Genomic DNA, 26719 nt, shown 5'->3' with positions numbered 1-26719 from the left:
TAGCTATTATTTTATAAAGGACAAATATACCCCTTATAAATTATGCTTGTAAATATTCTTTCCTCTTTTATTCTAAAAAAAAAAGTTTAAACATAAAAAAAACCTTGTATTGATATAATAGAAACAATACAAGATTTACAACAAAAATGAGGGACAGCTAGTCAATAGGAATTGAAAGTAACGGAATATTTTGACCAGAAGCCATAACTCTAGTTTTACTTTTATGCACAATAGATTCCCAAAAACCATATTTTTTAGGCATCATGACTAAGAGTTCTGAATGTGATTTTTTAATCTCATTTTCAATTGATTCAATCACCGAATTAGATTTTACATTTTTATAAAAATGAGTAACATCTTCTAATTCTTTATTTAGATTGCTGGTTATTTCTGTTTTTAATTCTTCAATTTTTTGATCAACATAAAAAACAGTAACCGTGGCTTTTAAGTTTAATGCTACCTGACGTAGTTTTGCTAAGGTTTTTAAAGGGATGTCTTGTAATAAATCGCACGCAAAAAGTATTTGTTTTATTTCTTTAAATTTTGCTTCTATAGGAATTGCCAATACCGGAAATTCTTTCATACTTATAACACTCGTTGTAGGATTGCCCAATAAATTTTGTTCCATAGATTTTGGAGACATACCAATCACTAAAAAACGACCATTATACGCTTTCATTAAATGATCTACTTCTTCACCCAAATCACTATAACTACTCTTATAAGAAACTTTAATTTGAAACTCTTTACTTAATTGCGCTGCTATCTTCTTTAATTTATCTTTATTTTTTTGAAAAAAAACATCTAAAGACACGGCAGATAACCTACTATTTGCAGCATGTACAGGCAATCTAAATGCATGAAATAATACAAGTTCTGTCTGAAATTGTTTTGTTAATGCTGCTGCGTATAATACAGCATTTTCAGATAATTTAGAAAAATTGGTAGCTACTATAATACTCATAACTTAGATGGTTTGTTTATACTCAAAGATAAAAAACAATCCGCATTATATGGTGGTCAAAAAAAGGGATGTATTGGTCAATAACAAGTTTTTATATAAGTTTAACAAAAAATATAAATTATATTATTTTATGTTTTTTCTAAAGTAAGAAGGCGATACACCTGTATTTTTCTTAAAGTATTTGCCAAAAAAAGAAAGGTTACTAAATTTTAATTCATTAGCAACTTGAGAAATACTCAATAACGGGTTGCTCAACAACAATTTAGCTTCCATAATTACGGTATCATCAATTAATTGACCAGCTGTTTTATCTGAAACTACCTTTAAAACCTTAGATAAATGAGCAGAAGTTAAATGCATACGATCTGCATAAAATTTAACAGAGCGTTCGTTTTTAAAATGATTGTTTAAGATGGCTAAAAACTGAAGTGTTAATTGTTGTTGTCTATTTAAATGTGCTTCTAAATTTGGATGTTCTCTTTTAAAAATAGCTCCGTAATGATATAACAATAACCCAAAAGAATGCATTATTATTTCATTTCTAAAAGGTAAAAAAAGCTCATCGGCATTATTATTTTTTGCTAATAATTTAGACAGCACTATAGAGGTTTCCGTTTCTTGTTCTAATAATTTTAACTTCGGAAAATTGTTGGCTGTTATAAAATCTATGGCATCAAACTCAGATTTCTTTAATAGTATTTTAAAAATAAAATCTACCGTAAAACTAACGCTAATAATTTCTAGATCTTCACTGACTTCTATAATTTGAGAAACCGTTTGAGGTTTCACTACAATCATCTCACTAGTTTTTAAAGTATATGTGAATAGGTTTAACTGTAACTTTATGGCTCCTTTAGTAATCAATAAAAAAGTATAATTCCCTGCTCTAAAAGGTGCTGAAAAAGGAGTTTTATCAAAATTATTTTTAGACAAATGCACATGTAAATCTGTGTACAGTTGTGGTTTGTCTCCAATAATTTCGACAACGTCGTTCATCGTATAATTTTTAATAAAGGGTGTCTGCAAGGAGTTTTTATTGTTAATTGGTTATTCAAAGATACCAATTTATGTAATTAACTTGCACTAAATACCTTTTGTATTGCCTTCTCTATTCCATATTTTCTTGTAGTTATATAAGGTATCAATTATATTTATAAGTGTATAAATATAAATCTTTGTTAAAAAAAAGAATGAACGTTCATTTTTATGTATCTTTGTCATCTAATATTTAGAGAATGAAAATTATTTGGAACGTATTGCGTATTTTATTTGCCATATTTATGATTTATGGAGGAATACAACATTTTGTTAAGCCAGAATTTTACACCGTATTTGTTCCTGATTTTTTAACATATAAAGACATTATTATTTATGCTTCTGGTGTGGTAGAAATCTTATTAGGTATTTTATTATTAATACCAAAATACAAATATATTGGTGCAACCGGAATCTTAATTTTAATGATATTGTTTTTACCAATTCATATTTGGGATGTGTTTTCAGAAACACCAGCTATTGGAAGTCACAAAGCAGCGTTAATTAGATTACCTATACAATTTGTGTTCATTGCTTTGGCATATAAATTTCAAAAAAACAGCAAATAATGGCAAAGCTTCAAAAAAGTATAGACAAACGTAATGCACTTGTAAAGGCAACAATAGAGCTCGTTAATAATAGCGGTTTTCATGCGACACCTATGAGTAAAATTGCAAAAATGGCAAATGTATCTCCAGCTACTATCTACTTGTATTTTGAAAACAAGCAAGATTTGGTGAACAAAACATATATAGAAGTAAAAGCAAAATATACAAGCTATGCTTTTGAAACGTATGATGTTAATATGTCTGTAGAAGATGGTTTTAAATTGATATGGAATCGCATTGCTAACTTTAAATTAAAAGAATGTGAAAATGCTATGTTTTTAGCACAATGTGATAACACACCAATGATAGATGAACCAAGTAGACAAGAGGGAATTAAGCATTTACAACCCCTACTCGACTTGTGGACACGTGGTAAAAAGGAAGGTATTATTAAACCGATGTCAGATTATATTTTATATGCGTATGCTATAAATCCGTTATCCTTTTTAATGATGTCGGAAAAAAGAGGTTCTTTTAAGTTAAATGAAACTCATTTAGAAGAAGCGTATCAATCTGCTTGGAGCAGTATAAAACTTTGTAAATAAGATGAAGAAAACTGCAATTATATTAGGCGCAACCGGTTTAACGGGTAACCATATTCTTCATCAATTAATTGAAGATAAAAACTACGAGACTATAAAATTATTTTCTCGTTCTAAAATTGATGGTTTACCAAAAAAGGTAACACAATTTATAGGTGATATTTTAGATTTAGCAAAATTTAAAGCAGATTTTACAGCAGACGAAGTGTATTGTTGCATTGGTACAACTGCAAAAAAAACACCAGATAAATCATTGTACAAAAAGATAGATTATGGTATTCCAGTTACTGCAGCAAAACTATCAAAAGAAAATAACATTGCTACCTTTTTAGTCGTTTCCGCCATGGGCGCAAATACAAAAAGTACTGTTTTTTATAATAAAACAAAGGGAGAAATGGAGCGAGATGTTTTAAAACAAAACATTAAAAACACTTTTATTTTAAGACCTTCCTTAATTGGAGGAGAAAGAAAAGAAAGTAGACTTTTAGAAAAAATAGGTTTGTTGGTTATTAAAGTAATTCAACCCTTATTTATAGGAAAATTAAAAGAATATAAAATAATAGATGCTAAAGACATTGCACAAGCAATGATAAACGTAGCAAATACTAAAAATAATGCCGAAGTAATAATTACTTCAAACGATATAAAAAAACTTTCAAAAAAATAAACAAAGAAAAAAATATGGAATTATTAGATAAATTAAATTGGAGATATGCTGCAAAGGCCATGAATGGTAAAGTGGTTGCAGAAGATAAAATAGAACGCATTTTAGAAGCAGCTCGTTTAGCAGCAACTTCTAGTGGGTTACAACCTTTTGAAATCTATGTAATTAAAAACCAAGAGGTAAAAGAAAAAATTAAACCAGTTGCTTGGAATCAATCTGTAATTACAGACTGTTCTCACTTATTGGTATTTGCAGCCTGGGATACGTATACACCAGAGCGCATCAACTATATGTTCGATTTAACAAACGAAATTCGTGGTTTTAAAAACGAAGGTTGGGAAGATTACCGTCAAATGTTATTAGGTATGTATCCACAAAGAGATGCTGAAGAAAACTTTAACCATGCTGCAAAACAAGCTTATATTGCTTTTAGTCATGCTATAATTGCTGCTGCTTACGAAGGTGTAGATGCAACTCCTTTAGAAGGTTTTGATCCTGTAGCGGTTGATGAAATTTTAGGCCTAAGAGAAAAGGGTTTACGTAGTGCTGTTTTATTACCATTAGGGTATAGAAAAGAAGATGAAGATTGGTTGGTAAACTTGGTAAAAGTTAGAAAACCTATGAAAGATTTAGTAACTGTAATTGAATAAAAAAAAAATGAAAAAAATTTTATTAAACAATAGACCACAAGGAAAACCAACAACTTCTAATTTTGAATTTGTTACGGAAGACATTGAATTAGCAATAAAAGATGGAGAAATTCTTTTAGAAGCTGCTTATGTTTCTGTAGATCCATATTTAAGAGGAAGAATGAGCGATGCAAAATCTTACATTCCTTCTTTTGAATTAAACAAACCAGTACACTCTGGAGTAATTGCTAAAGTAATTGCTTCTAAGAACGAAAACTTTAAAGAAGGTGATTATGTTTCTGGGATGCTAAATTGGCAAACACAACAAGTTTCTAATGGAGACGGTCTTTTAAAAGTAGATGGTTCTAAAGCTCCGTTAAGTACATACTTAGGTATTTTAGGGATGACTGGTTTAACTGCTTATTTAGGATTAAACGAAATTGGAAAACCTAAAGCAGGAGAAACTATTGTAGTTTCTGGTGCTGCAGGTGCAGTTGGTTCTGTTGTTGGGCAAATTGCTAAGATTCTTGGTTTAAATGTAATTGGTATTGCAGGTACTGATGACAAAATAGCAATGCTTAAAACCAAGTTTGGTTTCGATGCAGGTATTAATTACAACACAAGTAAAGATATTAATGCAGATATTAAAGCATTGGCACCAAATGGTGTAGATATTTATTTTGATAATGTAGGTGGACCAATATCTGATGCAGTTTTATTTAACATTAACCGTTTTGCTAGAATGATTATTTGTGGTGCAATTTCTGTTTACAACAATACAGAGTTACCAAAAAGTGCTAGTGTACAGCCCTTTTTAATAAAAAATAGTGCCCTAATGCAAGGTTTTATTGTGTCTAATTATGCAGATAAATTTCCAGAAGCAATGAAACATTTATCAGGCTGGTTAGCAGAAGGAAAACTAACGTACACAGAAACCATCGTAGAAGGTTTCGATAATATACCAAATGCTTTTATCGACTTATTTGAAGGTAAAAACAAAGGAAAAATGATCGTTAAAATTTAAAAAGAAAAAAAATGAACAATTTTGAATTAAAAAACCCAACCAAAATTATTTTTGGAAAGGACACAATTAAACAATTAGAAAGTGAAATTCCTAAAGACGCTAAAGTATTATTACTATATGGTGGAGGAAGTATCAAAAAAAATGGAATTTACGAACAAGTAAAAAAAGCGTTAACAAAAGTTGATGTTGTAGAGTTTGGAGGAATCCCTGCAAACCCAGAATACGCAACTTTAATGGAAGCTTTACAAGTAATTAAAGAAGAAAACATTACCTATTTATTAGCTGTTGGTGGTGGTTCTGTAATAGATGGAACTAAGTTCTTATCTGCTGCAGCATTATTTGAAGGAGATACCCCTTGGGATATTTTAACCAATAATATTAGAACAGAAATAGGAATGCCTTTTGCAACTGTTTTAACATTACCAGCTACAGGTTCTGAAATGAATTCTGGAGCCGTAATTACCAGAGCAGAAACTAAAGAAAAATTAGCAATGGGTGGTCCTGGTTTATTCCCTGTGTTTTCTATATTAGACCCTCAAGTAATTAGCTCTATTCCACAACGCCAATTGGCAAACGGATTAATGGATTCTTTTACACACGTTTTAGAGCAATATATGACCTACCCAGTTGGAGCATTATTGCAAGATCGTTTTGCAGAAAGTATTTTACAAACCATTATAGAGATTGCGCCAAAAGTATTAAAAGACCCTACGGATTATGAAGCCGCTGCTAATTTTATGTGGAGCTGTACAATGGCTTTAAACGGATTAATTCAAAAAGGAGTTCCTGGAGATTGGGCTGTTCATGCAATGGGACATGAGTTAACTGCTTTGTTTGGTATAGACCATGCACGTACTTTAGCAATTATTACTCCAAGTCATTACAAGTTTAATTTTGAAACTAAAAAAGAAAAATTAGCACAATTTGGAGAACGTGTTTGGAAAATAAAAGAAGGTAATAAAGAAGAGAGAGCGCATGCTGCAATTGATAAAACAGAAGCCTTTTTTCATAAATTAGGAATACAAACAAAATTATCTGATTATACAGATGATTATAAAGGTACTGCAGAGGAAATAGCAAAACGTTTTACAGATCGTGGTTGGTTAGGTTTAGGAGAACACCAAAACTTAACACCAGAAAAAGTAGAGAAAATAGTAAAAATGGCTTACTAATTAAATATATGAAGATCACAAAAATTATAGCTTTAACGCTTACAATTATTACAGCATCTAGTTGTAAAGAGACTAAAAAAGAAACAACCTCTGAAAAAGTTTCAGAGATAGAAACAACTATTAAAAAAGATAAAAAAATGAATATATTATTTGTATTAACATCTCACGATAAATTAGGAGATACAGGAAAAAAAACAGGATTTTGGGTAGAAGAATTTGCAAACCCATATTACACATTATTAGATAAAGGAGCAACAATTACTATTGCAACTCCAAAAGGTGGTGCTGCACCTATAGACCCAAGTAGTGATGCTCCAGATGCTGCTACAGAAGATACAGATCGTTATAATAATGATGCAGATGCAAAATCTAAAATTGCAAATACAAAAGTATTGGCAGATATGAATGCAGATGATTTTGATGCTGTTTTCTATCCAGGTGGTCACGGTCCTTTATGGGATTTAACAAACGATAAAGTATCTATTGCTTTAATTGAAAAGTTTAATAGTCAAGAAAAACCAATTGCTTTTGTTTGTCATGCACCAGCTGTGTTAAAAGATGTAAAAAATGCAGACGGAACTGCATTAGTTAAAGGTAAAAAAGTAACAGGTTTTTCTAATAAAGAAGAAGCAGCTGTTGGTTTAACAGAAATAGTACCATTATTATTAGAAGATATGCTAATAGAAAACGGTGCATTTTATTCTAATGGAGACAATTGGGCACCTTATTCTGTGCAAGATGGTAATTTAATTACAGGTCAAAACCCTGCATCTTCTCAGTTAGTTGCAGAAAAATTATTAGCTAGTTTAAAATAGTTAATTTTTAACTTTTAGTAAACAATATCAGTTTATTAATGCAAAAAGGCTCGCAAATTGCGAGCCTTTTTGCATTAATAATACATACAATTAGGCAAATTAAATCTCTACTTTTTATATAAATTTAGTTTAATATACATTTTATACTAAAAAACGATAGTTTGGTTTATATACCAACAAATATTGTTATTATTTACTTTTTATCCAATACCTATAATTAGGTATATTTGTACTAATGAAAGAAATAACGAGTATTCATAATACGTATATAAAAAACTTGCTTAAACTACAAGAAAAAGCAAGAGAACGAAAAAAACAAGGTTTGTTTATCATTGAAGGTAAACGAGAAATTACACTAGCGATTTCTGCAAATTATGAATTTGATACCATTTTATTTTATCCAGATTTAATTTCAGAAAATGAAATTTTACATCTTTTTAATGCCAATGTAAACAGAATAGAAATCTCTAAAGATGTCTATCAGAAATTGGCTTATAGAGGCTCTACAGAAGGTATTATTGCTGTTACAAAAGCAAAAGACTTCTCTTTAGAAAACATCTTATTTGAAACTACAGATCCATTAATATTAGTTGCTGAAGGTGTTGAAAAACCAGGAAATATTGGTGCATTGTTAAGAACTGCAGATGCAGCAAATGTAGATGCTGTTTTTATTGCAAATCCTAAAAGCGATTTGTATAATGCAAACATTATTAGGTCTAGTGTTGGTTGTGTTTTTACCAATCAAATAGCCGTAGGAACATCCGAAGAAATAATTACTTTTCTACAAGAAAAGAATATCAATATATATGCTGCTACCTTACAGAATTCTAATGAATATCATTTAGAAAAATATACAGAAAGTGCTGCAATAGTTGTAGGTACAGAAGCTACTGGTTTAACAGATGTTTGGAGAGAAGCTGCTACACAAAACGTAAACATACCTATGCAAGGGCAAATAGATTCTATGAATGTATCTGTTTCTGCTGCTATTATTTTGTTTGAAGCAAAAAGACAAAGAAATTTTAAAAAGTAAAAATGAAAGTATTAGGAATTGATATCGGTGGATCTGGAATAAAAGCAGCAATAGTAGATACAAAAAAAGGTAAATTACTTTCTAAAAGACACCGAATAGATACACCAAAACCAGCAACACCAGAAGCAGTTGCAAAGGTTGTAAATGAAATGGTAAATCATTTTAACTGGAAAAAAGCAATTGGTTGTAGTTTTCCTACCACAATTGTAAATGGTAAATGTATTCATACTGGAAATTTAAGTGAAAAATGGTTAAATGTTAAGGTTGATAAATTATTTAGAAAAGAATGTAAATTGCCTTTTTACGTTAGTAATGATGCCGATTTAGCAGGTTTGGCAGAAGTAAGTTTAGGTGCTGCTAAAAAAGAGAAAGGGGTTGTAATTATGGTTACCATAGGTACCGGAATTGGTTCTGGTCTGTTTTTTAATGGAAACCTAATTCCTAATTTAGAAATAGGTAAAATGTTACATACTAATGGTAAAATAATTGAATCTTACACCGCAGATTCCGTAAGAAAAAAAGAGAATTTAAAATTAAAAGACTGGGCTATCAGGTTCGATTCTTTATTAGAATATATAAGAATTGTATACACACCTAGTTTAATTGTTTTAGGTGGTGGAATTAGCAAAAGATATGACGGTTTTAAAGAATATTTAAAAACTGATGTAAAAGTAAAAGTTGCTGAATATAAAAACAATGCTGGTATTATTGGAGCAGCAATTTACGCGAGTAAAGAACATAAAAAATAAAATACGCTTTATTATTTTCTTTTTACAATACTACTTTCAATAAAAATTTAATGGATTATGAACTTTAGAAAAGCTACCATAAACGACGTTTCGGAAATTATTAAAATGATGGCTGAAGATGAACTTGGTAAAAAAAGAGAAAACTTTAAGAATCCTTTACCTAATTCTTATTTGGAAGCCTTTAAAAACATAGATGCAGATAAAAACCAAGAACTTATTGTTATAGAAAACAAGGGTTTTCAAATTATTGGAACTTTACAAATTACTTATATTCAGTATTTAAGTTATTGTGGCGGAATGAGAGCACAAATAGAAAATGTGTTTATTAGAAGTGATCAAAGAGGACTCGGAATAGGAAAAAGTGCTTTTGAATGGGCTATAAACCGAGCAAAAGAAAAGAATGTGCATGTAGTACAATTAACTTCTGATAAAAAAAGACCTCGAGCAATTAAATTTTATGAAGATTTAGGCTTTAAAGCTACGCACGAAGGAATGAAATTACACTTTTAATAAAAACAACTCTAAGCATTTTGTTTAGCACCTTTTATATATTTTATGCAACCAACTACTTTATTCTATATCATTATTGCCATATTAATTATCAGTTTTCTGGTTGATAAATTCTTAGATATCTTAAATGAAAAACGTTTTGATGCTGAAATTCCAGCTAAATTAAAGGATGTTTATAACGAAGATGAATATAAAAAATCACAAGCTTATAAAAAGACCAGTGCTCAGTTTACTAACATCACATCATTGTTTTCTACACTTTTAACCTTAATTTTCTTTTTTTTAGACGGATTTAAATATGTAGATGATTTTGCCAGAAGTTATACAGATAATCCAATTTTGGTTGCTTTACTTTTCTTCGGAGTTATTATGTTGGCATCAGAAATAATGACCACGCCTCTCTCCTATTATAGCACATTTGTAATTGAAGAAAAATTTGGTTTTAATAAATCGACAAAAAAAACATTTTGGTTAGATAAAATAAAAGGATTGGTAATGAGCGCCTTATTAGGTGGCGGAATTCTGGCTTTAATTATTTGGTTTTATCAACTTACAGGAGAGAATTTTTGGATGTATGCTTGGGCTTTTGTCGCTATTTTCTCTTTGTTTATGAACATGTTTTATGCTAAATTGATTGTTCCTTTATTCAACAAACAAAGTCCGTTAGAAGATGGAGAATTAAAAACTGCCATAGAAAAATATGCGAAAAGTGTTGGTTTTACCATCAATAATATTTTTGTGATAGATGGTTCTAAAAGATCCACCAAAGCAAATGCTTATTTTTCTGGTTTTGGATCACAAAAAAGAATTACGTTATATGATACTTTAATAAACGACTTAGAAACGGATGAAATTGTAGCCGTTTTAGCGCATGAAGTTGGCCATTATAAAAGAAAACATATCGTTTTTAATTTAATAGCATCAATTTTATTAACAGGATTAACGTTGTTTATTCTATCCTTATTTATCAATTCTGTGGTTTTATCGGAGGCATTAGGTGTTTCTATACCAAGTTTTCATATTGGATTAATTGCATTCGGAATTTTATATTCTCCGATATCAGAAATCACAAGTTTATTCATGAATTATATGTCTCGTAAATTTGAATATCAGGCAGATAATTATGCAAAAGAAACTTTTGAAGGAAATGCCTTAATAACATCGCTTAAAAAATTATCTAAAAATAGTTTGAGTAATTTAACTCCGCACCCGGCGTATGTTTTAGCGCACTACTCTCATCCAACTTTGTTGGAAAGAATTAATAATTTAGAAAGTTAATTTTTTTCTATTACGGAATGCACTATTTTCATTAACATCATTTTATCTTTAGCATCTGCATTAACAGCAAGCATTGTTGTAAGTTCTATACAGGTGTTTTCATCTTGCTTTATGTAATATTTTTGTTTTGTAAATTCAATTCCTTTTTTAATTATCGTACCAGTTAACAATAAAACATTTTCACTATTTATCATCTGCTCCCCTTTAAACTCCATTCTTTCCGCTGCAGGATTATTATTTATTTTTGTCTTTTTAGTTTCATAAGAAATAGGTATAAACAAACCTACAATTAATGCTTGTGGTTTTTTAGATACATACATATTTGTAGTAACACTTGTAAAAACATCTTTATTTATATCTATTTCTACTTTCTTTTTTTGAAGTTCAAAAAGACGATTTGGCCCTGCTTTTTCTTGAGCATTCATAGTAAAACTGATAAATAAAACGATAAAACTGATACAAATATTTTTCATTTTACAAAAATAAGAAATAAATACATTTAGAAAACGAAATACTTGTATGTTAAAATACTTATTGCTAAATTCACTTTGAGTTAACCCCTAGTAATAAAATAACGCATTTGGAATACACCGCAACCATAGAAGAGGAAAATAAGGAAATAGCAAAACGATATAAAGATTTGCTAAAGGGTACGTATGAGATTATGTCTAAAGAAGATAAAGAACTCATAAGAAAAGCATTTGACATTGCTGTAGATGCACATTCTGAGCAACGTAGAAAAACTGGTGAACCTTATATTTATCATCCCATTGCAGTTGCAAAAATTGTTGCTTATGAAATTGGCTTAGATGCAGTTTCTATAGCTTCTGCCCTTCTGCACGATGTTGTAGAAGATACAGAATACACGGTAGAAGACATGGAAAACCTTTTTGGTGAAACCATTGCTAAAATTGTAAACGGATTAACTAAAATATCTCGCTTAAACAAAGAGCAAGATGCTTCTATACAAGCTGAGAATTTTAGAAAAATGCTTTTAACATTAAATGATGATGTAAGAGTTATTTTAATAAAAATTGCAGACAGGTTGCATAATATGCAAACTATGGATGCGATGCCTGCTCATAAACAGGTTAAAATTGCATCGGAAACCTTATATATTTATGCTCCTTTGGCACATAGATTAGGTTTGTATAATATTAAAACAGAACTCGAAGATCTTGGTTTAAAATATACAGAACCAGAAGCTTATTTTGGTATTCTTGGTAAAATAAAAGAAAGTAAAGAAGATCAGAAAAAATATTTACAACGATTTGAAGAGACTTTAAAATCTGGCTTAGATAAAGAAAACTTCGATTATGAAATAAAAGGACGTTTTAAGTCCATTTATTCTATTCGTAGAAAAATGATCAATCAAAATGTAACTTTTGATGAGGTTTATGATAAATATGCCATTAGAATTATTTACAACCCAAATTCTAATGACGATAAATTTGATGCTTGGAAAATTTATACCATTGTAACCGATTACTTTAAGCCCAACCCTACGCGTTTAAGAGATTGGATTTCTCAACCAAAATCTACTGGTTATGAGGCCTTACATATTACGGTTGTAGGACCTGGTTCTCAATGGGTAGAAGTACAAATTCGCTCTAGTAGAATGAATGAAATTGCAGAAAAAGGGTATGCTGCACATTTTAAATACAAACAGGGAGAAACTAAAGACAACGGATTAGAAGATTGGTTAAATAAATTAAAAGAAACCTTAGAAACACAATCTTTAAATGCAGTAGATTTTGTTGAAAACTTTAAACTAAACCTATATTCTAAAGAAATATATGTTTTTACGCCAAAAGGCGATTTAAAATCACTTCCAAAAAACGCCACTGCTTTAGACTTTGCTTTTTCGATACATACAGATGTTGGTTTAAAATGTAGAGGCGCAAAGGTAAACGGTAAATTAATGCCTTTAAGTCACCAATTAAAAAGTGGAGACCAAATAGAAGTAATTACAACTGCTTCTAATAAGCCAAATGCCAGATGGTTAGATTTTGTAATTACAGCAAGAGCAAAAGCAAGAATTAGAGCTGCTTTAAATGAAGAAGAAAAGTTAATTGCAGATGAAGGAAAAGCTATCTTAACACGTAAATTACGTCATTTAAAAATAAATTTCACGGATAAAAATATTAATGAACTTGTTAATTATTTTAAATTAAAAACAAGTTTCGATTTATTTTATAGAGTTGGTAGCGGTACTATAGACAATACTCTTTTAAAAGCTTTTGTTTCTCAGCGAAACAGTAAAATTTTAAATTTCTTTAAAACCAAACTAAGTAGAAATACTGCTGAAAAAGAATACGTAGAATTAGATTCTGTTACCAACAAATACGACTCTTTAGTGTTTGGTAAAGAAGAACAAAAACTAGATTATAAGCTTTCTAAATGTTGTAATCCAATTGCTGGAGATAAAGTTTTTGGTTTTTTAACCATAAATGAAGGAATAAAAGTTCATAAAATGAACTGTCCGAATGCTATTTCATTACAATCTAACTATGCCTATAGAGTAATGCAGGCTAAGTGGATAGATTCTTCTCAACAAGATTTTAAAGTTATTTTACATATTTCTGGTGTAGACAATCAAGGAATGGCAAATGATGTAACCCGTACTATTTCTAGCAATATGGGCGTTTTTATTAACAGCATAAATATTAAAGGAAATGAAGGTGTCTTTGATGGTAAAATCTCTATAAGTGTTAAAAATAGCTCGCAATTAGATAAATTGATAAAAAACCTTCTTAAAATAGAAGGAGTTAAAAAAGTAGATCGTGTTAATACTTTATAAATATCAATTGATTAAAAGTGGTATTTAATTAAGAAATAACTGTAAATTTGCTTTTTGTAAAAAATAAATCTAAATGAGTAGTTCTCTTGAAAATCAAGAAGTAGTAAAAAAAGTTTTCACCACATATTTAGGCGAAAATAAGCATAGAAAAACTCCAGAACGCTATGCTATTCTTCAAGAAATATATGCGGCAGAAGAACATTTTGATATAGAATCTCTATATATAAAAATGAAAAATAAAAATTATAGAGTTAGTAGAGCTACACTTTATAATACAATAGACTTACTTTTAGATTGCGGTTTAGTTAGAAAACATCAGTTTGATGGGCAATCTATGGCGCGTTATGAAAAAAGTTATTTCGATAAAAATCATGACCACGTTATTTTTACAGATTCTGGAGAAGTAAAAGAATTTTGTGATCCACGAATTCAAATTATAAAAAAAACCATAGAAGACGTTTTTGATATTGATATTCATAATCATTCACTTTACTTTTACGGAACAAAAAAGAACAAATCTTAATTAACATCATAACAAAATAAACAATAATTAACACAACTATAATGGCTGTAGATTTATTACTAGGATTACAATGGGGAGATGAAGGAAAAGGTAAAATTGTAGACGTACTTACAAGAAACTATGATATCATTGCACGTTTTCAAGGTGGACCAAATGCAGGACACACTTTAATTTTTGATGGACATAAACATGTTTTACACACAATTCCTTCTGGAATTTTTCACAAAACGGCTTTAAACGTTGTTGGAAATGGTGTAGTTATTGATCCTGTAATCTTTAAAAAAGAATTAGAAAATCTAGACAAACACAATATAGATTATACTTCTAAATTATTAATTTCTAGAAAAGCACACTTAATCTTACCAACTCATAGATTATTAGATGCTGCTTCAGAAACTTCTAAAGGAAAAGCTAAAATTGGTTCTACATTAAAAGGAATTAGTCCAACTTATATGGACAAAACCGGTAGAAACGGAATGAGAGTTGGAGATTTAGAACTAGACAACTGGAAAGAAAAGTATGATGCTTTAACAGAAAAGCACATTAAAATGCTAGATTTCTTTGATGTTCAGGTAGAATATGATTTAAAAGAATTAGAAGCAGAATTTATTAAAGGAATTGATAAATTAAGAACTTTAGAATTTATTGATAGTGAAGAGTTTTTAAACCAAGCTATAAAAAACAAGAAAACCATTTTAGCAGAAGGAGCGCAAGGTTCTTTATTAGATATTGACTTTGGGACATATCCTTTTGTTACTTCTTCTAACACTACTGCAGCCGGTGCTTGTACTGGTTTAGGTGTTGCACCAAATAGAATTGGTGAAGTTTTTGGAATCTTTAAAGCATACACTACTCGTGTTGGTTCTGGTCCTTTTCCTACTGAATTATTTGATAAAGATGGTGAAGACATGGCAAGAATTGGTCATGAATTTGGAGCAACAACAGGTAGAGCAAGACGTTGTGGTTGGTTAGATTTAGTTGCCTTAAAATATGCTGTAGACGTTAATGGTGTTACACAATTAATGATGATGAAAGGTGATGTTTTATCTGGATTTGATACATTAAAAATATGTACATCTTATAATTATAAAGGAAAAGAAATTAGTCATTTTCCATACAATATTGAACCAGAAAATGTTTCTGTAAACTATTCTGAGTTTAAAGGTTGGGATGAAGATTTAACAGAAATGACTTCTGCAGATCAATTACCTAAGAATTTACTTGACTATGTTGCTTTTATTGAAAAAGAAACAGGAGTTCCTGTATCTATCGTTTCTGTAGGACCAGATAGAAAACAAACAATCACTAGATAATAATCTATAATTGTGACGTTCTAAAATAGCGTTATATAATTTATAAAAAGAAGGTAGTGATTTAATATCACTACCTTTTTTTATTTATAATATTTATTTACATGCTTTCTATTTTTTAACGTCATTGAGAGTTCTATTAGTGTCCTTTTTATATGTAAATGATCACTAATGTTACTATCTACAACTCTCTAAGAGTACGCTTCTTTAATTTAATTTTTATGATTACTTTTAAAAAAAAATAAAACACGAATAATGCCAAATACAGAAGACCTAGAAACCATTAATCTAGACAACCCTTTCAAGAGAACTCTTGTTGGAATTCAATTTTTATTTGTTGCCTTTGGAGCAACTGTATTAGTACCACTATTAATAGATATAGACCCATCTGTTGCCTTATTTACCGCAGGCGTTGGAACATTAATTTTTCATTTAATTACAAAAGGAAAAGTCCCTGTCTTTTTAGGTAGTAGCTTTGCCTTTATTGCTCCAATTATTGCAGCTACTAAATTATATGGTTATGCAGGAGCCTTAGGTGGTTTAATTGCTGTTGGTTTAGTATACGGAATTGTATCTGCAATTATAAAACTGTGGGGATTACGCGTTATTGAAAAAATATTCCCTTCTATTGTGGTTGGTCCCGTAATTATGATTATTGGTTTATCTCTAGCTCCTGTTGGAGTTAATATGGCTAAAACAAACTGGCTTATTGCTCTTTCTGTATTAGTTACAGCTATTGTTATTGTTGTATATTCTAAAGGACTTGTAAAATTGATTCCTATTTTTATAGGAATTGTTGTTGGATACCTTATCTCTATAATTTCTGGATTGGTAGATTTTACATCCGTGAATGAAGCTGCTTGGTTTGTACTGCCTAAATTTACAAGACCAGAATTTAATTGGGGAGCCATCATTTATATGATTCCTGTTGCTATCGCTCCTATTATTGAACATATTGGCGATATGTACGCCATTGGTGGTGTTGCAAACAAAAAATTTGTAAAAGATCCGGGATTACATAGAACATTATTAGGAGATGGAGTAGCAACTGCTTTTGCAGGTTTTTTAGGAGGCCCACCAAATACCACTTATTCTGAAGTTACGGGAGCTGTTGCTTTAACTAAAATTGTGGATCCTCGTGTGTTACGAATTGCTGCTGTAACGGCCATCGTTTTTTCATTAGTTGGAAAGATAAGCGCGATACTAAAAACCATACCACAAGCTGTATTAGGAGGAATTATGCTACTTTTATTTGGTATGATTGCCAGTATTGGAATTAAAACATTAGTAGACGCTAAAACCGATTTTGGCAAAACTAGAAATCAAGTAATTGTTTCTATTATTTTAACCATTGGTATTGGAGGAGCTGAAATTTCTTATGGTAATTTTTCATTAGCAGGAATAGGACTCGCTTCAATTGTTGGTGTAGTATTAAACTTAATTTTACCAAAAAAATCAACACCTATAAAAGGAAGTCACGAAGAATAAATCCATTTTAATTTATATAAAAAAAGCCTTTTAGAAATATTTCTAAAAGGCTTTTTTTATATTTAATTTTTAGAATTACATCATAAACTTAATTATGAATAACACTGAAATTACATACATTATAGGCTTTATTTCTTTATATTTTCCTGTAAATAATTTTAACAGTACAAAAGACAACATACCAAATACAATTCCTTCCGCAATACTATACGTTAATGGCATCATAATAATAGTGAAAAATGCAGGAATTGCTTCTGTAAAATCTTCTAAATTAATTTTTGTAATAGGTGTTATCATCATTAAACCAACAATTATTAAAGCTGGAGCTGTTGCAGCAGCAGGGATAATCATAAATATTGGTGCAAAAAATAAAGAAAGCGCAAACATAATAGCAACCGTTAAAGCGGTCATACCTGTTTTTCCTCCTTCCGCAACACCAGCAGCGCTTTCTACATAGGTTGTTACTGTAGAAGTTCCTAGAATTGCACCTACAAATGTACCAATAGAATCTGCAAATAATGCTTGTTTTACTCTTGGTACTCTTCCTTGTTCATCTAACATTCCAGATTTTGAAGATACACCTACTAAGGTTCCAACGGTATCAAACATATCCACAAATAAGAATGTAAATAATACAATTAACATATCTATTGTAAATACTTGAGAAAAATCAAACTTAAAAAAGATAGGTTCAATTGATGGAGGTAAGCTCACGAATGTGAAATTTTCTGGAATAACAGTAACGCCAACAATTAATCCGATAAGTGTAGAAGATAGAATTCCGATTAAAATGGCTCCTTTCACTTTTTTTACTAATAAAACACCAATAATTAATACACCTGCTAATCCTACCCAAACTGCCGGGTTTTTCATATTCCCTAAAGTTACTAATGTTGCAGAATTATCTACAACTACACCAGTTCCTTTTAAACCTATAAAAGCAATAAATAATCCAATACCAACAGATACTGCGTGCTTTAAATTTAATGGAATTGAATTTACAATCAATTCACGAATATTAAACGCTGTTAATAATAAGAATACAATTCCTTCTAAAAATACTGCGGTTAAAGCAAATTCCCATGTATACCCCATTCCTAAAACTACAGTGAATGCAAAAAAAGCGTTCAGCCCCATTCCTGGTGCTAATGCAAAAGGTAATTTAGCTACTAATGCCATTACTAATGTTGCAATTACTGCAGATAAGGCTGTTGCTGTAAAAACAGCATCCTTGTCCATACCAGCTGCACTTAAAATACTTGGATTTACAGCTAAAATGTAAACCATTGTCATAAACGTAGTGATACCTGCAATAATTTCCGTTCTTAAAGTTGATTTATTTTCGGTAATTTTAAAATATTTATCTAACATCTTTTCGTTATTTAATTATAAGTTCCATTTTACAGCTAAAGTAGGTCTTCCTTTAAATGCATAAGTACCAGCAAAATTATTTGACAGTTCAAGCTCACCTCCTACAGAAAATGTTTTATTTAAATGATACCATAATTGAGGCTCTGATAAGAATACCGTTTTATCACTTAGTCCATTTTCAGACCATAGATCTGCAAATCCAGAAAAAGTTAATTTATTAGCAATGATATTCCAATACCAAGTTCCTGTTGTTTGAAAGTTTCCTTTACTTGTACCTTTAAAAGTTTTGTAACCAGCATAGGTAGAAAATCCCCAAACGGCATTTGACTTACCATAATTAGCTCCAAAAATCCAAGCATTATTTATGGTATAACCATTTAAACCTGTACCCCTTTCAAAAGTTCCTAATCCACCATTATATTCAATATGTAACCCAACTGGCATTTTTTCAGTTTTTAAAACACGTGCAATTTCAAAATATGCTTGACTAATTCCATTGTCTGCATTAAAATCAAAATCAGTAAAAGTATAAGTGTTTCCGTAGTTATCGGGTTTAAACATTTCAAAAGTTAACGTTACATGTTCACGAGCTAAATCATAGTGACTTTGAAAATTTTGAGCACTTAAAGTTACAACGGTAAAAAGAGCAAAAAGAGTAGTAATTTTTTTCATTATAATAAGTTAAAATTAAGCGTTAAACTTACCTTAAAATGTAGAAAACAGCCTTTTATAAATAGTTCAATTATAAACAATATACTTTTAATTCATTATAGGTAATCACTTATAAATCAGTTTTTAAAAAGGTTAAACATAAAATTAAGAAGTGAAATAAAAAAATGTTAATAAGTTTTATTCTTTAACATGTTAAACACCTCTTAAAAAAATCTAATAATATCACTTTCTATAAAAAGAATTTCAAACCTTAATCCAATAATTAAATCACTAAAAAACAACACCTTATATCTTTAAATTACAAATACATATTATACAAAACAATCAAGGTTATTTCTTGTACAACTCTAAGTAAACAATATTAGATATAGCACTAATTTATGATAAACTAAAAAAGCATCTTTCAAATGAGTGAAAGATGCTTTTTATATAAAATATTCAAGATATTCTAAAAATATTGCCTTATAAGAGGATATTGATATAAACTAAATTTATAATGTTCTAAAATATTCTAAAATTAATCTAGTTTCTTTTTCTGATAAATGTTGATTAGCCATTGGCACACCCTTAAATTGAATTAACAAAGCCTTTGCTATTGGATCTTTTTTAACCATTTCTTCTGGATTTAAAATCATATTCATTACCCACTCTGGAGAGCGTCTTTCTAAAATTCCATCAGGACTAGGCCCTATAAATTTTTTATTAGCTTTATGACAAGAAGAACATTTACTTTTAAATATTAACTTTCCTTCTTCTGCCATTTTTTGATCAATAGTCCCATCTAGAGTAACAGACTTTACAGGACCAATTCCTTTGTTATTTAAATCTATTGTTATCTCTTCTTTTTCTACTACTTTAGTTTTGGTCTCTTTTTCCGGAGCTTTTTTTACAGCTGCTTTTTTAGTTGGTAAGTCGTTTGTAGATTTCTTTTTTTCTTCTCCTCCACAACTAATTAATAATAGTATTGCAAACAAAGCGATTAAATTTCTTATTTTCATTTTTGGTGTATTTAAAGGTTAATTGTTATTTTCTGTAAGTACTCGTTTTTAGTATGTTTTTTATTATTTGACTTGTATTACTACTAACAAATTTAAAAAAGTAGTCTGCAAAAAAACATGACAGTTATCATATTTAAAGACTTTATTGTCTTTTATAAAAATAACTTTTTACTCAGAAGAAAACCACATTAATCACCTTATAATTAATAATTTAAAATATTTATAATTATTATATCTCCTCTATTAATAAACATAAAAAAAGCCTCTTTTAATATTAAAAGAGGCTTTTTTTATGATAAATATTATTCCTTATAAATTCTCTATTTCTACACCTATTAAAACAAGTTTTTGTTGTTCTATTTTAAGTGAAGTTAAAAGTGCTTCTTTGCTATCTTTAAAAGCTTCTTTTTTCGCTAAAAATAATTCATTGTAATACTCAATTCCGGCTTCTAAATTCTTTTTAAACTTAGTTAAAGTTCTTAATTGTTTTTTATCAATTGTAGCTTTTGCTTCATTTACTTTATCTTGTAAATGGGTAATATAAAGAGATAATTCTTTTACAAAAACATTTGGTCTATCTGTTCTGGTCATCATATTTTTTCTTCCATAAATATGGTCTGTAATATCACATAAACTCATTATTTTATCATAATATGCCATATTAGGTCCAGGGCAAACAGAAACCCCTTCTCCAATTTTCTTGGTACTTAAATTATTCAAAATTAAAGTAGATGTACCTAAACCAACACAAATACAAGACTTTTCTGTAACCTGATTTATTTTTTTCTCTTTTTCTTCTGAAGAAATTTCTAAAGCATCTATTTCTTTTAATTTTAAATGCTGATACTCTCTAGATGCAGTACACAAACCTGTATCTTTAAATTCATGATTTAAAGCAATAAATTTATTCGGACAAGAAGTACCTGGTCTTCCTTTATCTATTAGCATTTGTCTTTGTACATCTTTTGTATTTCCTTTTAATGTGTTAAAAGGAACTCCTAATGGAGAGCTGTTGCTTAAATATAAGTCTTGTTCTTTAGCTTTTGCTAATTGTGCTACCGTTTTCTCATCAACACTTGTTGCTTCCGGAACCAATAAAAATGGACTTCCCCACCCTACAGAATCTAGTTGATATTCTTCTAATAAAAAAGAATGCTCTTCACCAGTACCAACACCACCTTGCGTTGTTATTTTAAGTTCTAAATTTTTGGTAGGAATTATACGGTCTGCATCTTTTAAAGCTTGCTGCATTAATTCTTGCGTTTGATTGATTAAAGTTTCCTTGTTTTCTTTAAATTCTTTTAAAACAGGTCCCATTAAAAAACCATCCGTAGCAAAAGCATGTCCACCACAATTTAATCCAGATTCTACTCTATATTCAGAAACCCATAATCCTTTTTTAGCCAAAAATTTACCTTGTATAAATGCAGATCTATAATCGCTTACTTTTAAAATAATCTTCTTTTTAATGTTTCCGTTTACATCCGGAAAAAAATCATCAAAATTACTCATGTAAGTATATAACCTTGGGTTCATACCAGCAGATAGAATTAAAGAGGAAGATAATTTACTGTTAGAATATCCTCTTAATGCAGCATGTGCATCATTATATTCAATAGGTAATAACTCTTTATCTACATAATTTCCTTTATCAATTTTAGTCATAATATTGACATCAATACTCCCCATTGATAAGTTTTTAGTAGCCCAATCTTTCAGCTTAGAAAAATCTACGCCTTCTTCTGTCAGTTTTAAAAACTCTTTCCTTAATGAAGAATATTCTGGTAACATGTGAATATAATCCATTAAAGCTTTACTTTTTTCTGAAGTAATATTCTTTAATTGATTGAACTTTTCTTCTGTTTGATCATGTAATAAATCTAAATAAGAAGTAATTCTCTTTGCTCTAAAATCATCAACTTTATCTGAAATTTCTTTATATGGTATTTCAAATTTTTCGCTGTAAATTTTTCGCATTTTTTCTACTAAAATATCATCCACTAAAGAAATAACAGAATCTATACCAAATTGTGCTACTTTTAAAGGAGAATCTATTGTAAACCCAATTCCCATAACAGGAATGTGAAATGAATGTGCGTTTTTCATTGTTTAATTTAAATGTTTAACTAAATTTAATTAAGCTTGCAATTTATATGTATCTGCCTTTAAAAAACATGATTAATATCATTAGAAGAAAAAAAACTAAGCATTAAACAAATAACACTCAGTTTTTTAAACGATATATTAGATATAAAATATTCTTATTCTTTATTTTTTTGCTCTAAAAGAATGGCTTTAGGAAACAAAATATTATTTTCTAAATGAATATGTTGATGTAAGTCTTGCTCAAACTCATCTAATTTAGCATACAACGCCTTAAATGTATTACAAGCTCCTTCTGGTGGTGTATAATTATTAGAAAGTTTTTTAATTTCCTTTAAGATATCACCAGCACTTTCATGTTCTTCTTCCATCATTGCTATTGGATTGTTTACGGTTCCAAAATGAGGTTGATTCACTTTTACTCCTTCTAAATCTGCTTTTACTAACTTTTTAATAAAAGGGAACAAAATAAGTTCTTCCTTTTTTAAATGTGCTGCTAATTCCTGTGCTACCTCAATAAAAAGTTTATTAATTTCTACAACTTCGGTATAATGATGTCCATGAACTTTAGCCACTTTAGCGGCATATTGCAATATTATTGGAGTACTTTCTTCTACATAAGCATGGTGAATGTTTATAATATGATCTACCAAAAAATCTAGCTTCCAACTATCATAATTATATGTATTAGAGGTTGGGGTATTTATATTTAATAGTTCTTGCTCAATTTCTTCAAAAGAAACATTGTGCTTTTTACATGCTTTTTCTATAGAAATTCCTCCTCCACAACAAAAATCTATTCCGTGTTTTTTAAATACATCTGCTGTTTTTATATTGTAAGTTACTACTTCTGCTACTGTATTATCTTTTGTAATTTTCATTTTAATATGTTTTAACTGTTTCTATAATTTTTGTAATAGTCTCATTATTATCAACTCCTAATCCTTCTTGTTGATGTACCAATTCTCCTTCCGGATTAAAAACACTGATAATGTTAGAGTGTGAAAAATCTAATGGAGAAATTTGTTTGTATTTTACAGCTAAAACATTCGCAAACTCTCTAACACCACTTTCTGTACCTTGTAATAAAGTCCATTGTTTGTTGTCTATAAAATTTTCTTTAGCAAACTCTTTCAACTTTTTTGGAGTGTCATTTTCTGGATCTATACTTACCAAAACAAATGCAACATCATTTTTTAAATCTGTTGGAATTTTTTCTTCAATATTTCTCATATCTGCTGTTAACCTTGGGCAAGCAGCTTTGCAAGTGGTATAAATCATTACCATTACCAAAGTTTTACCTTTTAGTTCTTTTAGCGCTATTTCCTTACCATCTTGTGTATTCCATTTAGAGGTTAGGTTAAAAATAGATTCATCAGAAATCATAGTAGACAAAACCTTTTTTATCACTTTTGATGTTGGCCTTAATTTCATTTCACAAACAGGACAAACACCTTCTTCTGCATATACTTTATCTCCCTCACATTTCATGGGGCATTGGTACTCCTCTTTACTACTTTCTTTAGAAGTAGGTGAATTACAAGAGCTTAATAATGTTGCTGTTACAACCAATAACAATATGTATTTAAGTATTTTCATTTTTCTATTTTTTAGTATCTTTTACACATCTAAAACCTAGGTTTTTCATGGTATATTTTGCTTTTAAACTTCCCCTAATTGCGTACCTCATAAAAGCAGCATAATTCATTAAATCTGTTGCATTTACGGCTGCACTTCCACAGAATAGATTATTATCTGTATCTACATCTTTTCTAGATTCTCCAGAAATTAACACCGAATTAAAATCTGAAGTCCACTCCCAAACCAAACCATGTAAATCATATACTTTCCAATAATTTTTAAAAGTAGATCCTATTGTTTGGTTAAAACTCTTTGGTTTTTCATACCAACCTAAAATAAAGGCATTGTATTCCTTTAATTTTCTAGCATCTGGTATGTTTTTATTAGCCATCGCTACATACTCCCATTCATCTACTGTTGGCAACCTTTTACCTTGACATTCACAATACTCTTTTGCCGCAAACCAAGATACTTGAGTTATTGGAGATTGCTCTTTTTGATTTTCACCTAAAATAGTATCAGATTTCCAATCTCGTAAATAACTTCCATCAGCAAATAATTTTATGACTTTACTTTTTTGCCATTTTGAAAATTTCTTTACAAAATCTATATACTCTTTATTTGTAACCGGATACACATCCATTAAAAAATCATCAATCTTAACATTCATAGAATCTCTACCATATAAAGGCATGTATTCTCCTCCTTTTATTTGTACCATTTTAGATTGACAACTTGTATTGGTTGCATTAAGTAGAAATAAACAAATTGTCAATCTTAAAATAGTTTTCATAGTATTGAATTGAGGTTATTAATGGCTGCTTTTTACTTCTTTTACTGTGTTTACTGTAACATTGGTTTTATTATTTCCCCAAGAATTATATACATAAGTAAGTACATCTGCCACTTCTACTTCGGTAAGTGTTTGTCTTGTCATTACACTGTTATATTTATTTCCGTTTACAGTAATTTCACCTGTTTTACCATGTAACACAATACCAACAGCTCTTTTAACATCTGCATTTAAATAATCTGATTTTGCTAAAGGAGGAAATGCATTCGGTATTCCTTGTCCTTCTCCTTGGTGGCAAGCAAAACAAGTAGTCATGTAAACTTGTTTACCATCTGCTATTTTTTTAGCCAAAGGTTTTTCTGCAGTATTCACAGCCACTTTTTCTTTATTATCATTTGGCATTGTTTGAATAGTACCTCCTTCTGGGTGATAAATTCCTTCTTGTTTTACTCCAGAATATAATTTTTTATTTTCTTCTCCAGATACTTTTAGCATTCCTAAAGCACCTTTGTTAAACGCTCTAAAAATAGCATGATCTACTAAAATAAATGTTCCGGGTACTTCTACTTTAAATTCTACAATTGCTGCACCACCAGAAGGAATTGATGTAGTTTGTACATTTGTATTTATTAAATCGCCACCTTCTACATGTACTTTATCAAAAATTTCTCCAATAACATGAAAAGAGGATGTTAAGTTTGGACCACCATTACCTACAAATAAACGAACCGTTTCGCCAACATTTGCTGTAATTGCATTATCACCAGTTAATGACCCCACTTTACCGTTAAAGACAACATAATCTGCATCTTCTTTTATAGCTTTTGTCATATCAAAAGGTTGTAGCCCTTTTTCATCGGTAGCTCCTTTGGTATAAAAGTCCCCTTGCATAATATAATATTCTTTATCTACTTTTGATAAACCACCTTCTGGTTCCACCAAAATTAAACCATACATTCCGTTTGCAATATGCATTCCAACAGGTGCGGTAGCACAGTGGTATACAAACAAACCAGGATTTAATGCTTTAAAAGAAAACGTTTTATTATGACCAGGAGCCACAAAAGAAGAGGTTGCTCCACCTCCAGGTCCCGTTACCGCATGCATATCTATATTATGTGGTAATTTATTATCTGGATGATTAGATAATGTAAATTCTATTTCATCTCCCACTCTAGTTCTTATAAAGCTTCCTGGAACAGAACCACCAAATGTCCAGTAAACATATTGTACGCCATCTGTCATGGTTCCTTCTTTTTCAAGAATTTCCATATTAACTAATAACTTTTTAGCCGTTCTATCTCCTATTGGAGCGGGCACAAAAGGAGGCGAAGTTAATTCTGCTTCCATAGTTCCTTTTATATAAATGTTAGAACTATCTACTTTAGCTAATTCTTGTTTTGGTTCACTCTTACAATTAATAAGAAGTAAACTTCCTGCAAATAGTATGCACACTGCTTTTAATAATTTCATTTTTGTTTCGATTTTTAGGTTTAGTTACAATAAAAGACTTTTTAATCCTTTATTATGAAGCAAAATTATTAATCTTCTTTAAAAAAATAAATGATATTTATCATACTAAAAGATAGTTTTATCTTTATATTTTTACAAAAAATATAAAATGTTATCAAATTCAAGTAAATATGCTATAAGAGCAGTACTCTATCTTACCGAAAAAGCGAGTGTAGATAATAAAATTGGCTCTAAAAAGATTGCAAATGATTTAACCATGCCAGCACCTTTTTTAGCCAAGACTTTACAAGAATTAACTAAAAAAAATATAATAAGCTCTGTAAAAGGACCTCATGGAGGATTTTATTTAACAGAAGCTAATGAAAAAAACTCCTTATTAGATATTATAGATTGTATTGATGGAGTAGAAAAATTTAATGAATGTTATTTAGGACAATCAGAATGCAGCGATACTAACCCTTGTGTTGTTCATCAATTATATGTACCATTTAAAGACAAATTAATTTCTAAATTAAAAAAGAAATCCATTTTAGAAATGTCTATGGAGTATGTGAAAAATAATAATATTATAAATACTTTATAAC

27 protein-coding genes are annotated in these 26719 nt (G+C 29.8%); 16 read left to right on the top strand and 11 right to left on the bottom strand.

Annotation, left to right across the window (positions count from 1 at the left end):
* Positions 1-157 precede the first annotated feature (157 nt).
* Both KV700_RS02380 and KV700_RS02375 read right to left on the bottom strand, forming a co-directional pair.
* Positions 158-964 carry a universal stress protein gene (locus tag KV700_RS02380; RefSeq protein WP_166385008.1) on the bottom strand — a complete coding sequence of 269 codons (807 nt, stop codon included), beginning with the start codon at positions 962-964 and terminating at the stop codon, positions 158-160.
* A gap of 123 nt (positions 965-1087) precedes the next feature.
* Positions 1088-1960 (bottom strand): AraC family transcriptional regulator, encoded by an 873-nt coding sequence (locus tag KV700_RS02375; protein ID WP_218598972.1) that lies wholly within the window; start codon positions 1958-1960, stop codon positions 1088-1090.
* A 239-nt stretch (positions 1961-2199) separates the two neighbouring features.
* On the opposite strand from KV700_RS02375, the gene KV700_RS02370 reads away from it, so the two are divergent.
* The 11 genes from KV700_RS02370 to KV700_RS02320 all read left to right on the top strand — a co-directional run bounded on the left by KV700_RS02370 (position 2200) and on the right by KV700_RS02320 (position 11023).
* Positions 2200-2568: a MauE/DoxX family redox-associated membrane protein gene (locus tag KV700_RS02370; protein WP_166385004.1), complete on the top strand. Its 369-nt coding sequence runs from the start codon at positions 2200-2202 to the stop codon at positions 2566-2568.
* A complete protein-coding gene (locus tag KV700_RS02365; protein ID WP_166385002.1) occupies positions 2568-3152 on the top strand; it encodes a TetR/AcrR family transcriptional regulator in 585 nt (194 codons plus the stop codon). The genes KV700_RS02370 and KV700_RS02365 overlap by 1 nt, the downstream gene beginning before the upstream one ends.
* Before the next feature lies 1 nt (position 3153).
* Positions 3154-3816, top strand: a complete 663-nt coding sequence (locus tag KV700_RS02360; RefSeq protein ID WP_218598971.1) for an NAD(P)H-binding protein — start codon at positions 3154-3156, stop codon at positions 3814-3816.
* A gap of 14 nt (positions 3817-3830) precedes the next feature.
* A complete protein-coding gene (locus KV700_RS02355) occupies positions 3831-4463 on the top strand; it encodes an NAD(P)H-dependent oxidoreductase (RefSeq protein ID WP_166384998.1) in 633 nt (210 codons plus the stop codon).
* Between the two features lie 7 nt (positions 4464-4470).
* Positions 4471-5466, top strand: coding sequence for an NADP-dependent oxidoreductase (locus tag KV700_RS02350; protein ID WP_218598970.1), 996 nt, complete (start codon positions 4471-4473; stop codon positions 5464-5466).
* Positions 5467-5477: 11 nt separating this feature from the next.
* Complete coding sequence (locus tag KV700_RS02345) at positions 5478-6638, top strand: iron-containing alcohol dehydrogenase (protein WP_218598968.1); 1161 nt, start codon at positions 5478-5480, stop codon at positions 6636-6638.
* Positions 6639-6646: 8 nt separating this feature from the next.
* Complete coding sequence (locus KV700_RS02340; RefSeq protein WP_205860412.1) at positions 6647-7453, top strand: type 1 glutamine amidotransferase domain-containing protein; 807 nt, start codon at positions 6647-6649, stop codon at positions 7451-7453.
* 235 nt (positions 7454-7688) lie between these two features.
* Positions 7689-8486 (top strand): RNA methyltransferase, encoded by a 798-nt coding sequence (locus KV700_RS02335; protein WP_218598966.1) that lies wholly within the window; start codon positions 7689-7691, stop codon positions 8484-8486.
* 2 nt (positions 8487-8488) lie between these two features.
* On the top strand, positions 8489-9235 hold the full coding sequence (gene ppgK, locus KV700_RS02330) for a polyphosphate--glucose phosphotransferase (RefSeq protein WP_166384990.1): 747 nt from the start codon (positions 8489-8491) through the stop codon (positions 9233-9235).
* 57 nt (positions 9236-9292) lie between these two features.
* Positions 9293-9745 carry a GNAT family N-acetyltransferase gene (locus KV700_RS02325; protein WP_218598964.1) on the top strand — a complete coding sequence of 151 codons (453 nt, stop codon included), beginning with the start codon at positions 9293-9295 and terminating at the stop codon, positions 9743-9745.
* Between the two features lie 45 nt (positions 9746-9790).
* The gene (locus tag KV700_RS02320) at positions 9791-11023 is read left to right on the top strand and encodes a M48 family metallopeptidase (protein WP_218598963.1); all 1233 of its coding nucleotides are present in this window, start codon (positions 9791-9793) and stop codon (positions 11021-11023) included.
* Here KV700_RS02320 and KV700_RS02315 read toward each other — a convergent pair.
* A complete protein-coding gene (locus KV700_RS02315) occupies positions 11020-11496 on the bottom strand; it encodes a hypothetical protein (RefSeq protein ID WP_218598961.1) in 477 nt (158 codons plus the stop codon). The two genes, KV700_RS02320 and KV700_RS02315, sit on opposite strands and share 4 nt — an antisense overlap.
* Before the next feature lie 107 nt (positions 11497-11603).
* Between KV700_RS02315 and KV700_RS02310 the strand changes: the two genes are divergently transcribed.
* The 4 genes from KV700_RS02310 to KV700_RS02295 all read left to right on the top strand — a co-directional run bounded on the left by KV700_RS02310 (position 11604) and on the right by KV700_RS02295 (position 17144).
* Positions 11604-13823, top strand: coding sequence for a bifunctional (p)ppGpp synthetase/guanosine-3',5'-bis(diphosphate) 3'-pyrophosphohydrolase (locus tag KV700_RS02310; protein WP_218598960.1), 2220 nt, complete (start codon positions 11604-11606; stop codon positions 13821-13823).
* 73 nt (positions 13824-13896) lie between these two features.
* Positions 13897-14346, top strand: a complete 450-nt coding sequence (locus KV700_RS02305; RefSeq protein ID WP_068452590.1) for a Fur family transcriptional regulator — start codon at positions 13897-13899, stop codon at positions 14344-14346.
* A 41-nt stretch (positions 14347-14387) separates the two neighbouring features.
* Positions 14388-15659, top strand: a complete 1272-nt coding sequence (locus tag KV700_RS02300; protein WP_166384981.1) for an adenylosuccinate synthase — start codon at positions 14388-14390, stop codon at positions 15657-15659.
* Between the two features lie 252 nt (positions 15660-15911).
* Entirely contained in the window at positions 15912-17144 is a 1233-nt protein-coding gene (locus tag KV700_RS02295; protein WP_166384979.1) for a uracil-xanthine permease family protein, read from the top strand.
* A gap of 75 nt (positions 17145-17219) precedes the next feature.
* Here the strand turns inward: KV700_RS02295 and KV700_RS02290 are convergent, their stop codons facing one another.
* The 8 genes from KV700_RS02290 to nirK form a co-directional block, all read right to left on the bottom strand.
* Positions 17220-18515 carry an NCS2 family permease gene (locus tag KV700_RS02290; protein ID WP_166384977.1) on the bottom strand — a complete coding sequence of 432 codons (1296 nt, stop codon included), beginning with the start codon at positions 18513-18515 and terminating at the stop codon, positions 17220-17222.
* A 15-nt stretch (positions 18516-18530) separates the two neighbouring features.
* Positions 18531-19187 (bottom strand): DUF5020 family protein, encoded by a 657-nt coding sequence (locus KV700_RS02285; RefSeq protein ID WP_218598958.1) that lies wholly within the window; start codon positions 19185-19187, stop codon positions 18531-18533.
* 491 nt (positions 19188-19678) lie between these two features.
* Complete coding sequence (locus tag KV700_RS02280; protein ID WP_166384973.1) at positions 19679-20185, bottom strand: cytochrome c; 507 nt, start codon at positions 20183-20185, stop codon at positions 19679-19681.
* 309 nt (positions 20186-20494) lie between these two features.
* Positions 20495-22291, bottom strand: a complete 1797-nt coding sequence (locus KV700_RS02275) for a hypothetical protein (RefSeq protein WP_218598957.1) — start codon at positions 22289-22291, stop codon at positions 20495-20497.
* 155 nt (positions 22292-22446) lie between these two features.
* Entirely contained in the window at positions 22447-23169 is a 723-nt protein-coding gene (gene ric, locus KV700_RS02270) for an iron-sulfur cluster repair di-iron protein (RefSeq protein WP_218598955.1), read from the bottom strand.
* Position 23170: 1 nt separating this feature from the next.
* Positions 23171-23887 (bottom strand): SCO family protein, encoded by a 717-nt coding sequence (locus tag KV700_RS02265; RefSeq protein WP_218598954.1) that lies wholly within the window; start codon positions 23885-23887, stop codon positions 23171-23173.
* A gap of 4 nt (positions 23888-23891) precedes the next feature.
* Positions 23892-24662: a formylglycine-generating enzyme family protein gene (locus KV700_RS02260; protein WP_218598953.1), complete on the bottom strand. Its 771-nt coding sequence runs from the start codon at positions 24660-24662 to the stop codon at positions 23892-23894.
* 18 nt (positions 24663-24680) lie between these two features.
* Positions 24681-26135, bottom strand: coding sequence for a copper-containing nitrite reductase (gene nirK / locus KV700_RS02255; RefSeq protein ID WP_166384963.1), 1455 nt, complete (start codon positions 26133-26135; stop codon positions 24681-24683).
* A gap of 148 nt (positions 26136-26283) precedes the next feature.
* Here nirK and KV700_RS02250 point away from each other — a divergent pair, with 148 nt between their 5' ends.
* The gene (locus KV700_RS02250) at positions 26284-26718 is read left to right on the top strand and encodes an Rrf2 family transcriptional regulator (RefSeq protein WP_166384940.1); all 435 of its coding nucleotides are present in this window, start codon (positions 26284-26286) and stop codon (positions 26716-26718) included.
* The last annotated feature ends 1 nt before the right edge of the window (position 26719 follow it).

This window comes from Polaribacter sp. NJDZ03 (assembly GCF_019263805.1).
Lineage (GTDB): Bacteria > Bacteroidota > Bacteroidia > Flavobacteriales > Flavobacteriaceae > Polaribacter.
Note: the sequence above shows the minus strand (reverse complement) of the source record. Positions and strands in the feature narration are given on the sequence as shown.